The organism is Kitasatospora sp. NPDC114501 (assembly GCF_055633695.1).
In genome coordinates this window covers 223,033-242,957 of sequence record NZ_JBVKDS010000013.1, presented here as the reverse complement: position 1 = coordinate 242,957, position 19,925 = coordinate 223,033, and the positions used below count along the sequence as shown (strand labels likewise).

1 protein-coding gene is annotated in these 19,925 nt (G+C 77.1%); it reads right to left on the bottom strand.

Going from position 1 to position 19,925, the window contains the following annotated elements; all coding sequences use genetic code 11:
- Positions 1-42: 42 nt before the first annotated feature.
- Positions 43-19,917 (bottom strand): non-ribosomal peptide synthase/polyketide synthase, encoded by a 19,875-nt coding sequence (locus ACZ7RU_RS24785; RefSeq protein ID WP_470343146.1) that lies wholly within the window; start codon positions 19,915-19,917, stop codon positions 43-45.
- Between the last annotated feature and the right edge of the window lie 8 nt (positions 19,918-19,925).

Genomic DNA, 19,925 nt, shown 5'->3' with positions numbered 1-19,925 from the left:
TCGTGTCGGTCGGTCGGTCGGGTCGTGGCGGATGGGGTGGGCTCACCGGCCTTCCCGGGCGTGCCGGGCGATCTGCCGCAGGGCGGTGGCGAAGTCCTCGGCGGCCCGGCGGACGGCTTCGGTGGCGTGGACGGCGGGCCGGTGGTGCCAGGTGAAGGCGAGGCGGCCGTGCTGGGCCGCGCCGACCACCTCCAGCGGGTGGGAGCCGCCGTCCCGGGGGTCGTGGTCCTGGCCGAAGGAGCCGAGTTCGGCGCGGACCAGGCCGTCTCCGGCCGTCCCGGGCCGCGAGTCCCACTGGCCCAGGTAGTTGAAGACCACCTGGCCGTGCCCGCCGGCGGCGAGGCGCTCGCGGACCTCGGGCGGGCCGAAGGTGCGCAGGGCGCCGAAGCCCAGGCCGTTGCCGGGCACCGCGCGCAGCCGGCGGCGGACGGACTTCACCAGGGCGCGCCAGTCGCGGTCCGGGCCGAGGTCGGCGGGGTCGGGGACGTCGAAGGCGACGGGGTGGACGGTGGTGAACCAGCCGACCGTACGGGACAGGTCGACGCCGTCCAGCAGGTCCTCGCGGCCGTGCCCCTCCAGGTCCAGGGCGACCCGCGGCCGGCCGGTCCAGCGGGCCAGGGCGAGCGCGAGGGCGGCCAGCAGCACGTCGTTGACCCTGGTGCGGTAGGCGGCGGGGGCGGCGCGCAGCAGCGCCTCGGTGTCCGCCTCGTCGAGTTCGACGGTGACCGCCGCCCGCTCGCCGTCGTCGTCGGCAGCGGGGCGGACGCCGGGCAGGGCCGCGCGGGCACCCACCGCCTCCTGCCAGTACGAGAGTTCGTGGTCCAGGCCGCCCTCGGCGACGTGGGCGGCGAGCCGGTGCGCCCAGTCCCGGAAGGAGGTGGTGCGCTCCCCCAGGGTGATCGCCCCGCCCCGGACGGCCTGCCGGTGGGCGCTCTCCAGGTCGTCGCGCAGCACCCGCCAGGAGACGGCGTCGACGACCAGGTGGTGGGCGACCAGGAGCAGCAGGGCCGGGTGGTCGGGGTGACCGGTGAACAGGGCGGCGCGCAGCAGCGGGCCGTGGGCGAGGTCGAAGCCGGCGTGCAGTTCGTCGGCCGCCTTGGCCATGGCCGCGTCGGCGGCCTCGGTGTCCTGGCCGGTCAGGTCGTAGCGGGCCAGGAGGTCCTCGACGGGGGCGGGCGGCGGGTTGAACTGGTGCCAGCCGGCCTCGTCGCGGGTGAAGCGCATCCGCAGGCCGTCGTGGTGTTCCAGCAGGGCGTAGAGGGCGGCGCGCAGCGCCCGGGGGTCGGGGTCGGCGGTGAGTTCGAGCAGGGTGGACTGGTTGAAGTGGTGGTGGGCGGCGCGCGGGGTGGTGAGGAACCACTCCTGGATGGGGGTGAGCGGTACGTCGCCGGTCACCGGGCCGTCGTCCGCGTGTTCGGCGGCGGTGCGGACGACGGTGGCCAGTTCGGCGACGGTCTGGTGGCCGAACAGGTCGCGGGTGGCCAGCTGGAGGCCGTCCCGGCGCAGCCGGGAGACCACCTGGAGGCTGAGGATGGAGTCGCCGCCGAGCAGGAAGAAGTTGTCGTCGGCGCCGACCTCGTCGAGGCCGAGGACGTCGGCCCAGATCCGGGCGATCCGGCGTTCGAGGTCGGTCTCCGGAGCCCGGCCGGGGGCCGCCGGGGCCTGGGCCGGGCCGGGGTCGGGCAGGGCCCGCCGGTCGAGCTTGCCGTTGGGGGTGAGCGGGAGCCGGTCCAGCGCGACGAAGGCCGAGGGGACGAGGTAGGACGGCAGGAACTCGCCGAGGTGGAGCCGGAGTTCGAGGGCGGGTACGCCGACGGTGGTGTCCGCGGGGACGACGTAGCCGACGAGCCGGCCGCCGGCCGGGCCGTCGGTGCGGACGGTGACGGCGGCGTCGCGCACCAGGGGGCTGCGGCGCAGGGCGCTCTCGATCTCCCCCGGTTCGATCCGGTAGCCGCGCAGGGTGATCTGTTCGTCGGCGCGTCCGGCGAAGCGGAGCAGGCCGTCGGCGTCGCGGCGGGCGAGGTCGCCGGTGCGGTACATCCGCTCGCCGGGCGGGCCGTAGGGGTCGGGCAGGAAGCGCTGGGCGGTGAGGCCGGGGCGGCCGAGGTAGCCGCGGGCGAGGCCGGGGCCGGCCAGGTAGAGCTCGCCGGTGATGCCGGGCGGCACCGGCCGCAGGGCGGTGTCCAGGACGTACGCGCGGGTGGCGCCGCTGGGGCGGCCGATGGCGGGGCTGCCGGTGCCGGGGGCGAGCGGGCCGGTCCAGGTGGCGACCACGGTGGCCTCGGTGGGGCCGTAGGAGTTGATCATCCGTCGGCCGGGGGCCCAGGTGTCGACCAGGTCGGCCGGGCAGGCCTCGGCGCCCACCACCAGGGTGCGCAGCCCGGGCAGGGCGGCGGCCGTGCCCGGTTCCACGGTGGCGAGGGCCGCCGGGGGGATCAGGGTGTGGCTGATCCGGCGTGCGGTCAGCACCTCGGCGAGCCGTTCGCCGACCAGCGGGCCCTGTTCGCCGGTGACCAGGGCGGCCCCGGAGAGCAGGGAGATGCACAGTTCCAGCACGGAGGCGTCGAAGCTGGGCGAGGCGAACTGGAGCACCCGGTCGCCGGGGCCGACGGCGTACTGCTCGGCGGCGGCCGCCGCGAAGACGGCGAGGCCGGCGTGGGTCACCAGGACGCCCTTGGGGGTGCCGGTGGAGCCGGAGGTGTAGATGGCGTAGGCGGGGTGGGCGGGGGTGAGCGGGGTGCGGCGGTCGGCGTCGGTGGGCGGGGTGTCCGGTCCTTCGGCGGCCCAGACCCGGGCCGGGTCGTCGAGCACCAGGTGGGCGCCGGCGTCGCGGACCATGAACTCCCGTCGGGGCGCCGGGTAGTCCGGGTCGACCGGGAGGAAGGCGCCGCCGGCCTTGCTGACGGCGAGCTGGGCGACCGTCATGGCCGCCGAGCGGGGCAGGGCGAGGGCGACCAGCCGCTCCGGCCCGACGCCGCGTCCGATCAGCTGGTGGGCCAGCCGGTTGGCGGCCCGGTCCAGTTCGGCGTAGGAGATCTCGCGGTCGCCGTCGAGCAGCGCCGGCGCCTCGGGGGTGGCGGCGGCCCGGCGCTCGAACAGCTCGGGCAGGGTCGCCTCGGCTACCGGGCGGAAGGTGCCGGCCGGTTCGGTGGCGGGCTCGTCCGCCCCGGCCAGTGGGAGTGCGCCGACGGCGCACCCCGGGTCCCGGGCGACGGCGGTCAGCAGGGTGGTGAGCTGGGCGGCCATCCGTTCGACGGTGGCCGGTTCGAACAGGTCGGTGTTGTAGGTGACCAGGCCGTGCAGCGCGCCGTCCTCGGCCTCGCCGAACTCCAGCACCAGGTCGAAGACCGTCCGGAGGGTGTCGGTCTCGATGCCGGTCACGTCGAGGCCCGGCAGGTCGAGTTCGCCGGACGAGGCGTTCTGGAGCACCACGTGGACCTGGAAGAGCGGGCTGCGGCTGGTGTCGCGCTCCGGCTGGACCGCGTCGACCACCTTCTCGAAGGGCACGTCCTGGTGGGCGAAGGCGTCCAGGACGGTCTGCCGCACCTCGCCGAGGAGGGCGTCGAAGGGCTGCCCGGGCTCGACCCGGGAGCGCAGCACCAGGGTGTTGACGAAGAATCCGACCAGCTGCTGGATCTCGGGCCGGTGGCGGCCGGAGGTGATGGTGCCGACGGCGATGTCGGTGTCCCCGGCGAGCCGGGCCAGGTAGGCCTGGGCGGCGGCGACCAGGGTGGTGAACAGGGTGGCGCCGCGTTCCCGGCCGACCTCGGCCAGCCGGCGGGCGGTGTCGGCGGGCAGCTCCAGCCGGACGGTGGCACCGGTGCCGGTGCGCACGGCGGGCCGGGGCCGGTCGATGGGCAGCCGCAGGGGGACGAGGCCGGCCAGTTGGCGCTTCCAGTAGCCGAGTTGCTCGTCGGCGGTGGCTCCGTCGGTGCGCTGCCAGTGGGCGTAGTCGGCGTACTGCACCGGCAGCGGCGCCAACGGGGCCTGCGCGATGCCGAGTTCGGCGCGGTAGAGGTGGGCCAGGTCGGCGAGCAGCACGCCGGTGGACCAGCCGTCGGTGACCAGGTGGTGCAGGGCCAGCGCGAGGGCGTGGTCGCCGTCGGCCAGCCGGACCAGCACGGCGCGCAGCAGCGGTCCGCGGCGCAGGTCGAAGGGGCGGGCGCGTTCGGCGGTGAGCAGTTCGCGCAGGGCCCGCGGCCGTTCGTCCGCGGGCCGTGCGGACAGGTCGTGCAGCGGCAGCGGTACCGTCCGCGGCGGGTGGACGTACTGGATGCCGTGGCCGTCGACGCTGTCGAAGGTGGTGCGCAGCGCCTCGTGCCGGGCCGTCAGGGCGGTCAGGGCCGCGCCGAGGGCGGCGGGGTCGAGGGTGCCGCGCAGCCGCAGGGCGAGCGCGACGTGTTCGGCGCTGTCGGGCGCCAGCTCCTCCAGGAACCAGAGGCGTTGCTGGGCGTAGGACATCGGGGCGGCGCCGTCGCGGGCCACCGGGAGCACCGGCGGGCGGGCCGGGGCGGCGGGCGCCTCGGTGAGCAGCCGGGCCAGGCCGGCCGGGGTGGGGTGGTCGAAGACCGCGCGGGGGCCGAGGTCGGTGCCGAAGGCGTCGGCCAGCCGGGCGGTGAGCCGGATGCTGAGGATGGAGTCGCCGCCCAGGTCGAAGAAGCCCTCGTCGACGCCGGGCGGGCGGATGCCGAGGACCTCGGCGAAGACCTCGGCGGTGCGGCGTTCGGCCGCGGTGCGCGGTTCGGTCCGGGCGCGGCGCCCGCCGCCGGGTTCCTGTTCCGGCGCGGGGAGGGCGGACCGGTCGACCTTGCCGTTGCGGCTCAGCGGGAGGGCGTCGAGCGGGACCACGGCGGCCGGGACGAGGTAGTCGGGCAGGGTGCGGGCGGCGAAGGCCCGCAGCTCCTCGGGGTCGACGGCGCCGACCGGGTAGGCGACCAGCCGGCGGGCGCCGGGCCGGTCCTCGCGGACCACCACGGCGACGTCGGCGACCTGCGGGTGGGCGGCGAGGGCGGACTCCACCTCGGCGGGCTCGACCCGGAAGCCGCGGATCTTCACCTGGTCGTCGGCGCGGCCGAGGAACTCGACGGTGCCGTCGGGGCGGCGGCGGGCGAGGTCCCCGGTGCGGTACATCCGGGCGCCGGGCGGGCCGCAGGGGTCGGCGAGGAAGCGGGCGGCGGTCGCGCCGGGGCGGCCGAGGTAGCCGCGGGCGACGCCCTCGCCGGCCAGGTAGAGCTCGCCGGCGCAGCCCGGCGGGACGGGCCGCAGCCGCCGGTCCAGGACGTGCACCCGCCGGTCGTCCAGTGGGCTGCCGATCGGGACGGGGTCGGGTACCGCGGCGGCGTCCGGGAGGGCGTGGGCGGTGGCGAAGGTGGTGGTCTCGGTGGGCCCGTAGCCGTCCACCACGGTCAGCCCGGGGCAGGCCGCCAGGACGCGGCGCACGGCGGCGGCGGGCACCACGTCCCCGCCGGTCCACAGGGCGCGCAGGCCGGTGAAGCAGTCGGGCGCGTCCTGGGCGAGCAGTCGGAAGAGTCCGGCGGTGAGCCAGAGCGCCGTCGGCCCGTCCGGTCCGGCGAGCCGGCGCAGCAGCGCGGCGTCCACCGGGCCGTCGGGGGCGACCAGGACGCAGCCGCCGTTCAGCAGCGGTGCCCACACCTCGAAGGTGGCGGCGTCGAAGGCGACCGGCGAGTGCAGCAGCACCCGGGCGCAGCGGCCGTCGGTGAACCGGCTGTCGGTGGCGAGCGAGGCCACGTCGCGGTGCCGGACGGCGACGGCCTTGGGCTCGCCGGTGGAGCCGGAGGTGTACATCACGTACGCCAGCCGGTCGGGGTCGGCGGGCGGCAGGTCCGGGCCGGCCGGGTGGTGCTGGGCGGCGGCGACCTGTTCGGCGGTGAGCAGCACCTCGGCCCCGGCCCGGTCGAGCAGGGCGCGGCGGCGCTCCTCGGGGGCGCGCCGGTCGACGGGCAGGTAGGCGCCGCCCGCCTTGAGGACGGCCAGCTGGGCGACGACGAGTTCGGCGCCGCGGTCCATCGTCAGGGCGACCCGGCCTTCGGGGGCGAGGCCGTCGGCGAGCAGCCGGGCGGCCAGCCGGTCGGACCAGTCGTCGAGGCCGCGGTAGCTCAGTTCGCGGTCGCCGTCGCGCACGGCGGGGGCGTCGGGGGTGCGGCGGACCTGCTCGGCGAGGACCGCCAGCGGGCTGCGCGGCGCCGGCGGGCGGGCGGTGGCGTGCCAGGAGGCCAGCAGCTCGCGGTCGGCCGGGGTGAGGGGGTCCAGGGCGGCGAGGTCGCCGTCCAGGCCGTCGGCGAGGGCGGTGAGCAGCAGGGCGAGGCGGTCCGCGGCGTCCTGGACGGTGCGCCGGTCGAAGAGCGCGGGGTCGTACGCCAGGTCGAAGGCGAGCTGCCCGCTCAGGTGGGCGCGCAGGCACCAGGGGAAGGTGGTGGCGTCGTCGGCGCGCACCTCGGCCACCCGCACGCCGGTGCGGTCCGCGGCCGACTCGTCGACGGGGTAGTTCTCGAACACCAGCATGCTGTCGAACAGCGCTTCCCCGGCGGGCAGTTCGCTCAGGGCCTGGATCCGGGACAGCGCCAGGTGGTCGTGGCGGCGGGCGTCGCTCTGCCGGTCCTGGAGTTCGCGCAGCCAGGGCGCCACGGCGCCGCGCGCGGGCAGCCGGACCCGGGCCGGCACGGTGTTGATGAACAGGCCGATCATCGTCTCGACGCCGGGCAGTTCGGCCGGGCGCCCGGAGACGGTGGTGCCGAAGACCACGTCCCCGGTGCCGCCGTAGCGGCCCAGCAGCAGCGCCCAGGCGCCCTCGACCAGGGTGTTGACGGTCAGCCCGGCGGCGGCGGCGTTCTCCCGCAGCCGGGCGGAGAGCGCCTCGCCGAGGGTGCGGTGGACGGCGGCGGTGGAGCGGGCCCGGTGGGCGCCGGCGGGCCGGCGGTCGTAGGGCAGCGCGGTCCGTTCGGTGAACCCGGCCAGGGCGCCGCGCCAGTGGTCCTCGGCGGCCTGCCCGTCCTGCTCGCGCAGCCAGGCCAGGAAGTCCGCGAACGGGCGCCGGACCGGGCGGGGCGCCTGCGGTCCGCCGGTCAGCGCGGCGTACTCCTCGCACACCTCGGTGAGCAGCTGTCCGGTGCTCCAGCCGTCCAGGATCAGGTGGTGGGTGGACCAGAGCAGCAGCACCTCCTCGCCGGGCAGCGCGGCCAGCGCCAGCCGGGTGAGCGGCGCGGTGCCGAGGTCCATCCCGGCGGCCCTCTCCTCGGCGAGCAGCCGTTCGGTCTCCGCGGCCCGCTGGTCGGGCGTCAGCCCGCGCCAGTCGAGGTGCCGGACGGGCAGCGCGGCGCGGCGGGCGACCAGTTGGACGGGGTGCGGCAGGCCGCGCCAGTGCACGGCGGTGCGCAGCGCCGGGGTGCGGTCGGCGACCAGCTGCCAGGCCTCGGCGAAGGCCGCCGGGTCGGCGACGCCGGCCAGCCGTACGGCGATCCGGTCCACGTAGGCGCCGTCCTCGTCGACCAGGCCGTGGAAGAGCATGCCGGACTGCAGGGGGGTCAGCGGCAGCACGTCCTCGGTGTCGCGGCCGTCGCCGACCAGGCGGTCCAGCTGCCGCTGGTCGAGGCCGGCCAGCGGGAAGTCGGACGGGGTGCGGCCGCCGGCGCCGGGGGCCGCGCAGTGCTCGGCCAGCTCGCGCAGCGCCTGGAGCGTCTGCTCGGCGAGGGCGCGGACGGTGGCCTCCTCGTAGCGGGCCGCGGGGTAGGTCCAGCCCAGTTCGAGCCGGCCGTCCTGGACCGCGCCGACGACGTCCAGCAGGTACGGGCGGGGCTCGTCGGGGTCGGTGTCCCGGCCGGCCGGGGGCAGCGAGCCGCGCACCAGTCCGTCGGCGCCGGTGCCGGTGTCCCACTGGCCGTGGTAGTTGAAGCCGACCTGCGGAGCGGCCGCGTCGGCCGGCAGGGCGGACGGGCGCAGGTGGCGCAGGGCGCCGTGGCTGAGGCCGCGCAGCGGGACGGCGCGCAACTGCTCCTTGACCGAGCGCAGGGTGTCGTGCCAGCCGGCCTCCGGGTCGACGCGTAGGGCGAGCGGGAACTCGGCGGTGAACCAGCCGACCGTCCGGGAGAGGTCCTGGTCGGCGAAGAGGTCCTCGCGGCCGTGGCCCTCCACCCCGATCAGCACGGTGTCCCGGCCGCACCAGCGGGCCAGGGTGCGGCCCAGGGCGCTGAGCAGGACGTCGTTGACCTGGGTGCGGTACGCCTCCGGGACCTGCCGCAGCAGCGCCGCGGTGGTCGGCTCGTCCAGGGTCACGGTGACGGTGGCGGCGGTGCCGTGGGTGTTGGGGCCGGGCCGCCCGGCGGGCAGGTCGGCCGGGGCCCGGCCGGTGCGGGTCCAGTGGGCGGTGTCGCCGTCCAGGGCGCCGGAGCGGGTGTGCCGTTCCAGCCGGGTGGCCCACCGGGCGTAGGAGGTGCCCGGCTCCGGCAGTCGGACGGGTGCGCCGGTGCGGGCGGCGCGGTGGGCCGCTTCGAGGTCGGCCAGCAGGATGCGCCAGGAGACGCCGTCCACGGCCAGGTGGTGGACGGTCAGGACGAGTTGGTCCGGCTGCTGCTCGCCGCCCTCGAAGTGGAGGGCGCGCAGCATCCGGCCCTCGACCGGGTCGAGGGAGCGCTGGGCCTCCTCGGCGGCCTGCTGCACCTCGTCCTCGGAGCCGGCCCGGTGGTGGGTGAAGACGCCGTCCGGCGCCTGCGCCAGGACCTCCTGGTGCCAGCCCGTCCCGCCGCGGCGGAACCGGGTGCGCAGCGCCGGGTGGTGCTCCACCAGGGCGAGCACCGCCCGGCGCAGGTCGGCGGGGTCGGTGCCGGGGGCCAGGGCCAGCCGCTGGGTCATGGTGAAGCGCAGCGCCTCGCCGGGGCGGCGGCCGTCGAGGTACCAGTGCTGGATCGGGGTGAGCGGCGCCTCGGTGGGCTCGACCTCCCGGCCCTCCGCGGACTCCGCCAACTCTCGTACGCACAGGGCGAGTTCGGCGATGTTCTGGTAGCGGAAGACGTCCTTGGTGGTGAGGGCGAGTCCGGCGGCGCGGGCCCGGGAGACGATCTGGATGCTGAGGATGGAGTCGCCGCCGAGCGCGAAGAAGTTGTCCCGGGCGCCGACCCGCGGCACGCCCAGCACCTCGGCCCAGATCGCGGCGAGCCGCTCCTCGGTGCCGGGGCGCGGTGCGACGTACGGGGTGGTGCGGTCCGGCTGGGCGGGCGGCGCGGGCAGGGCGCGCCGGTCGGTCTTGCCGCCGGTGGTGCGCGGGATGCGGGCCAGCGGGACGAAGGCGGTGGGCACCAGGTGGTCGGGCAGGGTGCGCCGCAGCCAGGCCCGCAGTTCCTCGGCGGGCGGCACCCGGTCACCGGCCGGCACGGGGTAGCCGACCAGCACGGTCCGCCCGCCCTGCTCGCGGGCGGCGACGGCGCAGTCCGCGACGTCGGGGTGGGTCAGCAGCGCGGCCTCCACCTCGCCGGGCTCGATCCGGAAGCCGCGGACCTTGACCTGGGCGTCGGCCCGGCCGAGGAACTCCAGCTGGCTGTCCGCGTCCCAGCGGGCCAGGTCGCCGGTGCGGTACATCCGGGCTCCGGGCGGGCCGTACGGGTCGGCGAGGAAGCGGGCGGCGGTCAGCCCGGGCCGGTCGAGGTACCCGCGGGCGACCTGTTCCCCGGTCAGGTACAGCTCCCCCGGCATGCCGGGCGGCACCGGGCGCAGCGCGCCGTCCAGCACGTGGGCGCCGAGGTTGCGGCCCGGCCGGCCGATCACCGGGCGCTCCGGGTGGTCCGCGCAGCGGGTGTAGGCGGCGTCGACGGTGCACTCGGTGGGGCCGTACATGTTGTAGGCGGTGATCCCGAGCCCGGCCCGTGCCGCGGCCAGTTCGCGCCAGGTGGCGGCGGGCACGGCCTCGCCGCCGACCAGCAGCAGCCGGGGGTGGTGGGGGGCGGGGGCGAGCAGTCCGGCGGCGGTGAGTTCGCGCAGGTAGGACGGGGTGACGTTGACCAGGTCCAGCCGCTGGTCGACGATCTGCGCGCAGAAGGCCTGCGGGTCCAGCCGGACGTCCTCGTCGATCAGGTGGAGTTCCTGACCGAAGGCCAGCAGCAGCGGGCCCTCCCAGCTGGTGTCGAAGGAGAAGGAGGCGCTGAGCGCGATCCGCAGCCGGCCGCCGTCGGCGGTGTGCGGGGCGAGCAGGCCCTCCCGGTGGTCGTGGGCGAGGTTGACCAGCTGGCGGTGTTCGACGACCACGCCCTTGGGGCGGCCGGTGGAGCCGGAGGTGTGGATCAGGTAGGCGGCGTTCCGGGGCAGCAGCGGCGCGGTCCGCTCGGCGTCGGTCAGGTCGTGGCCGGGCAGCTCCTCCCACGGCACCTCGCGCAGGGCGTGCTCGGTCAGCACGGTGCGCGGCCGGGTGTCGTCCAGCAGCAGGGCGGCGCGCTCCTCGGGCAGGTCCGGGTCGACGAACTGGAGGACGGCGCCGGCCTTGAGCACTCCGAACAGGGCGACCAGCAGCTCCGAGGTGCGCGGCAGCCGCACCGCGACCACCTGCTCCGGGCCGGCGCCGAGGGCGGCCAGGTGGCGGGCGAGCCGGTTGGCCCGGGTGTTGAGGGCGGCGAAGTCCAGGGCGGCGTCCCGGGCGACCACCGCGGTCGCGTCCGGGGTGCGGGCGGCCTGCGCCTCGAACAGGGCGGTGAAGGTGGTGTCCGGTACGGGCAGCGGCTCGCCCCGGCCCTGGCGCAGCACCTGCCGCCGCTCCTCCCCGGTCATCAGCGGCAGCGCCCCGACGGCGGTTGCGGGCGCCTCGGCGGCGGCCGCCAGCAGGGTGGTCAGCCGGTCGGCCAGCTGCTCGGCGGTGCGCGCGTCGAACAGCCCGGTGTCGTACTCCAGGTAGCCGGTCAGGCCGCCGTCGTGCTCGGCGAAGTCGAAGGAGAGGTCGAAGGTGGCGTTGCGGACCGGCGGGGTGACGGCTTCCACCGTCAGGCCGGGCAGCCGGGGCACCTCGGCACCGAGGTTGTGCAGCGCCACCATCACCTGGAACAGCGGGGTGCGGCTGGTGTCGCGCTCCGGCTGGAGGGCGTCCACCAGCCGTTCGAAGGGCACCTCCTGGTGGGCCAGGGCGTCCAGCACGGTGCGCTGCGCGGCGGCCAGCAGCTCGTGGAAGGGGAGTTCGGGGCGGACGTCGCCGCGCAGCACCAGGGTGTTGACGAACATGCCGACCACGTCGTGGAGTTCGCCCTGCTCGCGGCCGGAGGTGACGGTGCCGACGGCGATGTCCTGCTGCCCGGACCAACGGGCCAGCAGCACCTGGCAGGCGGCCAGCAGGACGGTGTAGAGGGTGCCGTCGGCCTCCCGGCCGCGCTCGCGCAGCCGGGAGGTCAGCTCGGCGGGCAGCGTGAAGGTGACCAGCGCGCCCTGCCGGGTGCGCACCGCCGGGCGCGGCCGGTCGGTGGGCAGCTCCAGCGGGGCCAGGCCGTCCAGCGTCCGGCGCCAGTGGTCGAGGTCGGCCTCGGCGGCGGCGGTGCGGGTGCGCTGCCAGGCCGCGTAGTCGGTGTACCGGACGGGCAGCGCGGGCAGCCGCGGCCGGCGCCCTTCGACGGCGGCCGCGTACAGCTCGCCGAGGTCGCGGCCCAGGACGCCCATCGACCAGCCGTCGGTGGCGATGTGGTGCACGGCCAGGGCGAGGACGTGCTCGTCGGCGGCCGTGCGGGCGAGGTGGGCGCGCAGCACGGGGCCTTCGGCGAGGTCGAAGGGGGTGGCGGCGATCCGCTCCAGCAGGGCGTCCAGGTCCTGCGGCCGGACGTCCGCGCAGGGCAGCTCGACGGGGTACGGCGGGCGCACCACCTGGCGGGCCCGGCCGTCCCGTTCGGCGTAGCAGGTCCGCAGCGCCTCGTGCCGTTCGACCAGGGCGTCCAGCGCGCCGCCCAGCGCGGCCCGGTCGAGGGCACCGCGCAGCCGCAGCACGGACAGCGCGGTGTACTCGGTGCTGCCGGGTTCGAAGCGGTCGAGGAACCAGAGCCGCTGCTGGGCGTGGGAGAGCGGCGGCTCGGTGTCCGGGTCGGCGGCGGGGATGACGGCCCGCACGGGGTCCTGGCCCGGTGTGCCGAGCGCCTCGGCGAGGTCGGCGAGCACCGGGTGGGTGAACAGCAGCCGGGGCGAGAGGTCCGCGGAGCCGAAGGCGGCGCGCAGCCGGGCGGTGACCCGCACGGCGAGGATGGAGTCCCCGCCGAGGGCGAAGAAGTCGTCCTCGGCGCCGATCCCGTCGGTGTCCAGGACCTCCGTCCAGGCCTCGGCGACCAGCCGCTCGGCCGGGGTGCGGGGCGCGGTGCGCTCGCGGCCGGCCGCGTAACCGTCCGGGCCGGGCACCGGCAGGGCGCGCCGGTCGAGCTTGCCGTTGGGGGTGAGCGGCAGGGCGTCCAGCGGGACGTAGGCGGCGGGCACCAGGTAGGCGGGCAGCAGCCGTTCCAGGTGGGCGCGCAGTTCGGCCGCGGACGGGGCCCGCGCCGGGTCCCGGCCGACCACGTGGGCCACCAGCCGGCGGGTGCCGGCGGCGTCCTCGTGGACGCCGACGGTGGCCAGGGCCACGCCCGGGTGGGTCTGGAGGGCGGCCTCGACCTCGCCGGGTTCGATCCGGTAGCCGCGGATCTTCACCTGCTGGTCGGCGCGGCCCAGGTAGCGCAGGGTGCCGTCGGCCTGCCAGCGGGCCTTGTCGCCGGTGCGGTACATCCGGGTGCCGGGGGCACCGAACGGGTCGGCGAGGAAGCGGGTGGCGGTCAGGCCGGGCCGGTTGAGGTAGCCGCGGGCCAGGCCCTCGCCCGCCACGTACAGTTCGCCGACGGCGCCGGGGGGCACCGGGGCCAGGTCGCCGTCGAGCACGTACAGCCGCAGGTCGGCGATGCCGGTGCCGATCGGGCCGGGGCCGCCGGCGGCGGCGGTCCGCCGGTCCAGTGCGGTGTGGGTGACGTGCACGGTGGTCTCGGTGATGCCGTACATGTTCACCAGGCGCGGTGAGTCCTCGGGGTGGCGCCGGTACCAGTCGGCGAGCCGGCTGACGTCCAGTGCCTCGCCGCCGAAGACCACCGTGCGCAGCGCCAGCCTGCCGGAGATGTCCGGGTACTGGGCGTCGGCGCGGGCCAGCTGGTGGAACGCGGACGGGGTCTGGTTGAGGACGGTGACCCGCTCGTCGGCGAGCAGCCGCAGGAGGTCCTCCGGGGAGCGGGCGGTGTCCTCGGGCACCACCACGAGCCGGCCGCCGTGCAGCAGCGGGCCCCAGAGCTCCCAGACCGAGAAGTCGAAGGTGTAGGAGTGGAAGAGCGTCCAGACGTCCTCGGCGCCGAAGCCGAACAGCTCCCGGGTCCGCTCGAACAGCCGCACCACGTTGGCGTGCGGCACCACGACGCCCTTGGGGCGGCCGGTGGAGCCGGAGGTGAAGATGGCGTAGGCGGGGCTCTCGGGCAGCGGGCGGTGGCCGGGGCCGAGCGGGACGGCCGGGCGCCGGGCCAGGTCGGCGCGCACCCCCGGGTCGGCCAGGGCGAGCACGGGGAGGTCCACGCCGATGGGCTCCGCCGCGGTCACCAGGGCCACCGGGGCGGCGTCGCGCAGCAGTTCGTCCCGGCGTTCGGCGGGCAGGCCGGGGTCGAGCGGCAGGTAGGCCGCGCCGGTCTTGAGGACGGCGAGGACGGCCACCACCAGGTCGGCGGTGCGGGGCAGCGCGAGGGCGACGTAGCGTTCGGGAGCGGCGCCGAGTTCGGCCAGCCGGTGGGCGAGCCGGTCGGCCCGGGCGTCGAGTTCGGCGTAGTCCAGGTGCTCCTCGCCGCAGGTGACGGCCTCGGCCCGCGGGGTGCGGGCGGCCTGCGCCTCGAACAGCTCGACCAGGGTGTGCCCGGGCCGGCCCTGCGCGGTGCCGTTCCAGTCGACCAGCAGCCGGTGCCGCTCCTCGGCGGTGGTCCAGGCCAGCGCGCGCAGCGGGCGGTCCAGCCCGGCGGCCAGCTCGGTGAGCAGCAGGCAGAGCCGCTCGGCGAGGGAGCGCACGGTCGCGGCGTCGAACAGCCCGGGGTCGTAGCCGAGGTCGAAGCCGAGCTGCCCGCCGTGGTGGGCGCGCAGCACCAGCGGGAAGTTGGTGGCGTCCCGGGAGGAGACCTCGACCAGGCGCACCCCGGTGCCGGCGGCGCGGGCGTCGTCGAAGGGGTAGTTCTCGAAGGCGACGATGCTGTCGAACAGCGCGCCGCCGGACGGGACGTCGCTGAAGCCGGTGAGTTCGGCGAGCGAGACCGCCGAGTGCCGGCGGGCCTCGGCCTGGTCCTCCTGGAGGTCCCGCAGCCAGTCGGCGGCGGTGCGGTCGCCGTCCACCCGGACCCTGGTGGGCAGGGTGTTGATGAACATGCCGATCATCGACTCGACGCCGGGCAGTTCCTCGGGCCGGCCGGAGACGGTGGTGCCGAACAGCACGTCCGGCTCGCCGCTGTAGCGGGACAGCAGCAGCGCCCAGGCGCCCTGCACCACGGTGCCGAGGGTCAGCCCGGACTGCCGGGCGGTGCGGGCGAGTCGCTCGGACACCTCCTCGGACAGCGCGGCGCCGTGGGTGCCGGCCGAGCGGGCCCGGTGGGCCTCGCGCCGGACCCGGTCGGCGGGCAGCGGGGTGGCGGTGGCGAAGCCGTCCAGGACCGCCCGCCAGTGGGCGCGGGCGGCCTCGGTGTCCTGCTCGGCCAGCCAGCGCACGTAGTCGGCGAAGGGGCGGCGCACCTCCGGGGCGGGCGCGCCGCCGGTGGTGAGCGCCGCGTACTCGGCGAACACGTCGGTGAGCACCTGGGCGAGGCTCCAGCCGTCCAGGATCAGGTGGTGGGAGGTCCACAGCAGTTGGAGCCGGGCCTCGGGCAGCCGGACCAGGGTGAGCCGGGTGAGCGGGGCGGTGGCGATGTCCAGGCCGAGCGCGAGGTCGTCGGCGCGCAGCCGGGCCAGCCGTTCGGCGCGTTCGGCCGGGTCGGCGTCCCGCAGGTCGAGGTGGGTCACCGGCAGCCGGACGCCCCGGCGGACCACCTGGAGCGGGGCGGGGACGCCCTCCCAGACCACCGAGGTGCGCAGCGCGGGCGTCCGGTCGGCGACCCGCTGCCAGGCCAGGGCGAGGGCCTGCGGGTCGGTGACGCCCTCCAGCAGCAGGGCGGCCTGGTCCAGGTAGACGTCGTCGGGGCCGCCGACCAGGCGGTGGAAGAGCATGCCCTCCTGGAGCGGGGTGAGCGGGAGCAGGTCCGTCACGTCCCGGCCGTCGCCGACGAGCCGGTCCAGTGCGGCCTGGTCGAGGCCGGCCAGCGGGAAGTCGGAGGGGGTGCGGCCGCCGGCGCCGGGTTCGGCGCAGTGCTCGACGATGGCGCTGAGCGCGGTGGCGGTGGCCCGGGCCAGCGCCCGGACGGTGTCCTCCCGGTGCGTCCGGTCGCTGTAGTGCCAGGTGAGTTCCAGCTCGCCGTCGGCGACCACGGCGGAGACGTCGAGCAGGTGGTCCAGCGGTTCGTCCGGGGCGAGGTCCCGGCCCGGGGCCTCGCCGGCGGGGGCGAAGTCGCCGCCGGCGGGGGCGGTCCACTGCCCGTGGTAGTTGAAGCAGACCTGCGGCAGCGGGACGTCCCGCAGGGCCGCGGCGCCGGGGGCGGGCGAGCCGAGCCGGGCGAGGGCCTCGTAGCCGAGGCCGCGGCGGGGCACGGCGCGCAGCCGTTCCTTGGTCTGCTTGAGGGTGGCGGCCCAGTCGGGGGCGTCGGCGGGGCCGGCCGGGGCGAGGGTGACGGGGTACTGGGTGGTGAACCAGCCGACGGTGCGGGACAGGTCGAGGTCGTCGGACAGCTCCTCGCGGCCGTGGCCCTCCAGGGCGACGGTGACCCGCCCGGTGCCGGTCCAGTCGGCGAGGGCCCGGCCCAGGGCGCTGAGCAGCACGTCGTTGACCTGGGTGCGGTAGACCTCGGGGACCTTGCGCAGCAGCGCCTCGGTGGTGGCCCGGTCGAGCCGGGTGCGCAGGGTGCGCACCGAGCCGGCGGTGGGGGTGCCGGGCAGGTCGACGGGCAGCGGCTCGGCGGGGGTGGCGGTCTCGGCGGTCCAGTACGGCAGGTCCTGGTCCAGGCCGCCGGCCCGGACCAGTTCGGCGAGCCGGCGGGCCCAGTCGGTGAACGCGGTGGGTTCGGGCGCCAGGTCCGGGGCGGCGCCCTCGGCGGCCTGCCGGTAGGCCTGTTCCAGGTCGGCGAGCAGCACCCGCCAGGAGACGCTGTCCACGGCGAGGTGGTGGGCGGTCAGGAGGAGCTGGGGACGGTCGTCGTCGGCGGGCCGGAACAGGACGGCGCGCAGCAGGGTGCCGGTGGCCGGGTCCAGTGCGGCGCGGGCGGCCTCGGCGGCCTCGGTCCGGTCCGCGCCCGGTTCGAGGACGGCCGGCAGCCCTCCGGCGTCCGCGACCGGCTCCTGGCGCCACCCGTCGACGGTGCGGGTGAAGCGGGTGCGCAGCGCCGGGTGGGCTGCCACCACGGCGGTCAGCGCCCGTTCCAGGGCGGCTTCGTCCAGGTCGTGCGGCAGGTCGAGCAGCATCGACATGGTGAAGTGGCGCAGCGGCCCGTGGGCGGCGAGGAACCACTCCTGGACGGGGGTGAGCGGGGCGGGGCCCTCCTCGCGGCGGCGCTCGACGGCGGCCGGCGACCCTGCGGTGCGGGCCGCGGCGGCGAGGTCGGCGACGGTCTGGTGGCGGAAGACGTCCTGGGAGCCGATCCGCAGGCCCGCGGCGCGGGCCCGGGAGACGGCCTGGATGCTCAGGATCGAGTCTCCGCCGAGTTCGAAGAAGTTGTCGGTGACACCCACTCCCGGCACGCCCAGCACCTCGGCCCAGATGGCGGCGAGGACCTCCTCCTCATGGGTCCGCGGAGCAATGAACTCCCCCGCCCGGCCGTCGACTTCGGGGTCGGGCAGGGCGCGGCGGTCCAGCTTGCCGCTGCTGGTGAGCGGCAGCGCGTCCAGCACGGTGAAGGAGGACGGCACCAGGTGGTCGGGCAGCACCCGGCGCAGGGCCGCGCGCAGCTCGGCGGTGGGACGGGCGGCGCCGTCGGCGAACACCAGGTAGGCGGCCAGCCGGTGGTGTCCCCGGGCGTCGGGTACGGCGCGGACGGCGGCTCCGGCGACCTCCGGCAGGTCGAGCAGGGCGGCCTCGACCTCGCCGGGTTCGATCCGGTGGCCGCGCACCTTGACCTGGTCGTCGGCGCGCCCGAGGTACTCCAGGCGCCCGTCGGCGGTCCAGCGGGCCAGGTCGCCGGTGCGGTACATCCGGCTGCCGGGCGGGCCGTACGGGTCGGCGGTGAAGCGGGCGGCGGTCAGGCCCGGGCGGCCGGCGTAGCCGCGGGCGACCTGCTCGCCGGCCAGGTGGAGTTCGCCGCTCACCCCGGGCGGCACCGGCTGGAGCCGCCCGTCCAGGACGTAGGCGCGGACGTTGGGCAGCGGACGGCCCACCAGCGGCCGGTCGCCGCCGTCGATCCGGCAGGCGAGCGCGTCGACGGTGCACTCGGTGGGGCCGTAGTAGTTGTAGGCGGCCACCTCGGGGCGGGCGGCGAGTTCGCGCCAGAGCCGGGGGGTGACCGCCTCGCCTCCGAGCATCAGCACCCGGGGGCGGTGGCGGGGGTCGTCGAGCAGCCCGGCGGGCAGCAGTTGGCGCAGGTAGGAGGGGGTGAGGTCGAGGAAGTCGATCCGGTGGCGCACGACGTACTCGACCAGGGCGGCCGGGTCCATCCGGGTGGTCTCGTCGACCAGGTGCAGCGGGTGGCCGTCGGCCAGCAGCAGCAGGCCCTCCAGCGAGGTGTCGAAGGAGAAGGAGGCGGTCAGCGCGACGTTCAGCGGCCCGCCGCCGGCGTCGGCGACGAAGCCGGCCCGGTGGGCGGCGAGCAGGTGGGCCAGGGCGCGGTGCGGGACGGTGACGCCCTTGGGGCGGCCGGTGGAGCCGGAGGTGTAGAGCACGTACGCGGTGGCCGACAGGTCCGGCGGGGCGAGCGGGCCGGCGTCCTGCGGGCCGGTGCCCTCCGGGTCGCTGTCCTGCGGGTCGCTGTCCCGCAGGGCGTTCAGCGTCTCCTCGTCCAGCAGCAGGGCCGGGCGGGCGTCCTCCAGCAGGAGCCGGACGCGCTCCTCGGGCAGCGCCGGGTCCAGCGGCAGGTAGCCGGCGCCGGCCTTCCAGACCGCGAGGACGGCCACCACCAGGTCGGCGGTGCGCGGCAGCCGCAGCGCGACCAGCCGCTCGGGGCCGGCGCCGCGGGCGGCGAGGTGGCGGGCGAGCCGCTCGGCGCGGGCGTCGAGGGTGGCGTAGTCGAGCCGCTCGTCCCCGGCGACCAGGGCCGGGGCGTGCGGCGTCAGGGCGGCCCTGCGGCGGAACAGTTCGGGGTGGCTGACGGCTTCGACGGGCAGCTCGGTGCCGTTCCACTCCTCGGTGACCTGCGCGGTCTCCCGCGCGGAAAGCAGCGGCAGGGTGCCGAGCGGACGGTCCGGTTCGGCGGCGGCGCCCTCCAGCAGCCGCAGCAGCTGGTCGGCCATCCGGCGGGCGGTGGGTGCGTCGAAGAGGTCGGCGCGGTACTCCAGGACGCCGGTGAGCGCCTCGCCGTCGGGGACGAACTCCACGCTGAGGTCGAAGGTGGCGGCCTGCCGGGGCACGGTGACCGGGGCGGTGGCGAGGCCGTGCGGGTCGCCGGCCGCGGGCGGGGCGGGGTGCAGCAGCACCAGTACGTCGAACAGCGGGTTGCGGCCGGCCTCGCGGGGCGCGCCGACCGCCTCGACGAGCTGTTCGAAGGGCGTGTCGCCGTGCGCGAGGGCGTCGTTGCCGGTCTCGGTGGCGGCCGCGAGCAGGTCGCGGAAGGAGCCGCCGGACTCCACCCGGGTGCGCAGCACCACCGTGTTGACGAAGCAGCCCACGGCCCGTTCCAGCTCGGTGCGGGAGCGCCCGGCCATCAGCGTGCCGACGGTGACGTCCGGCCGGCCGGACCAGCGGGCCAGCAGGGCCTGGGTGCCGGCCACCAGCGCCGTGTTGAGGGTGCCCTGCCGTTCGGCCGCGAGCTCGCGCAGCCGGGCGGTGAGCGGCGCGGGGACGGTGAAGGTGTGCAGGCCGCCGGGGCCGGCCTCCTCGCCGCGCCGGGGGTGGTCCAGCGGCAGTTCGGGCGGCACCGCGCCGGCCAGCTTCTCCCGCCAGTGGGCGAGCTGCCGCTCCAGCCGGTCGCCGGAGAGCTGTTCGCGCTGCCAGAGCGCGAAGTCCGGGTACTGGGCGGCGACTTCGGGCAGCCGCGGCTCGTCGCCGCGGGCCAGGGCGTCGTAGGCGGTGCACAGTTCGTCCAGGACGACGCCCATCGACCAGCCGTCGGTGACGATGTGGTGGGCGGTCAGCTGGAGCACGTGGGAGTGCTCCGCCTCGGCGACCAGCAGGGCGCGCAGCAGCGGCCCCCGGGCGAGGTCGAAGGGCCGGGAGTACTCCCGGAGCAGGACGTCGTCCAGGCTCTCCCCGGCGGCCGGGGTCAGGACCGGCAGCTCCACCGGCCCGGCCGGCTCGACGGTCTGCACCGGCCGGCCGTCGTGCTCCGCGAACACGGTGCGCAGCGCCTCGTGGCGCGCGACCACGGCGGTCAGCGCCGCGGCGAGCGCCGTACGGTCCAGCGGCCCGGTGAAGCGCAGGGCGACGGCGCTGTTGTAGCGCGGGTCGCCGGGGCGCAGCCGGTCCAGGAACCAGAGCCGCTGCTGGACGAAGGAGGGCGGCAGCGGACGGCCGCGGTCGGCGCGCGGGATGGTCCGCTCGGCAGCGGCCCGGGCGCCGCCGGCCCGGCCGGCCAGCCGTTGCCGCAGGGCCTCGCGCAGGTCGGCGGGCAGCGCGGCGGCGCGGTCCCGCTTCGAGGGCGTCGAGGGCGTCGGCGGCGTCGAGGGCGTCGAAGGCGTCATGGTCGGCT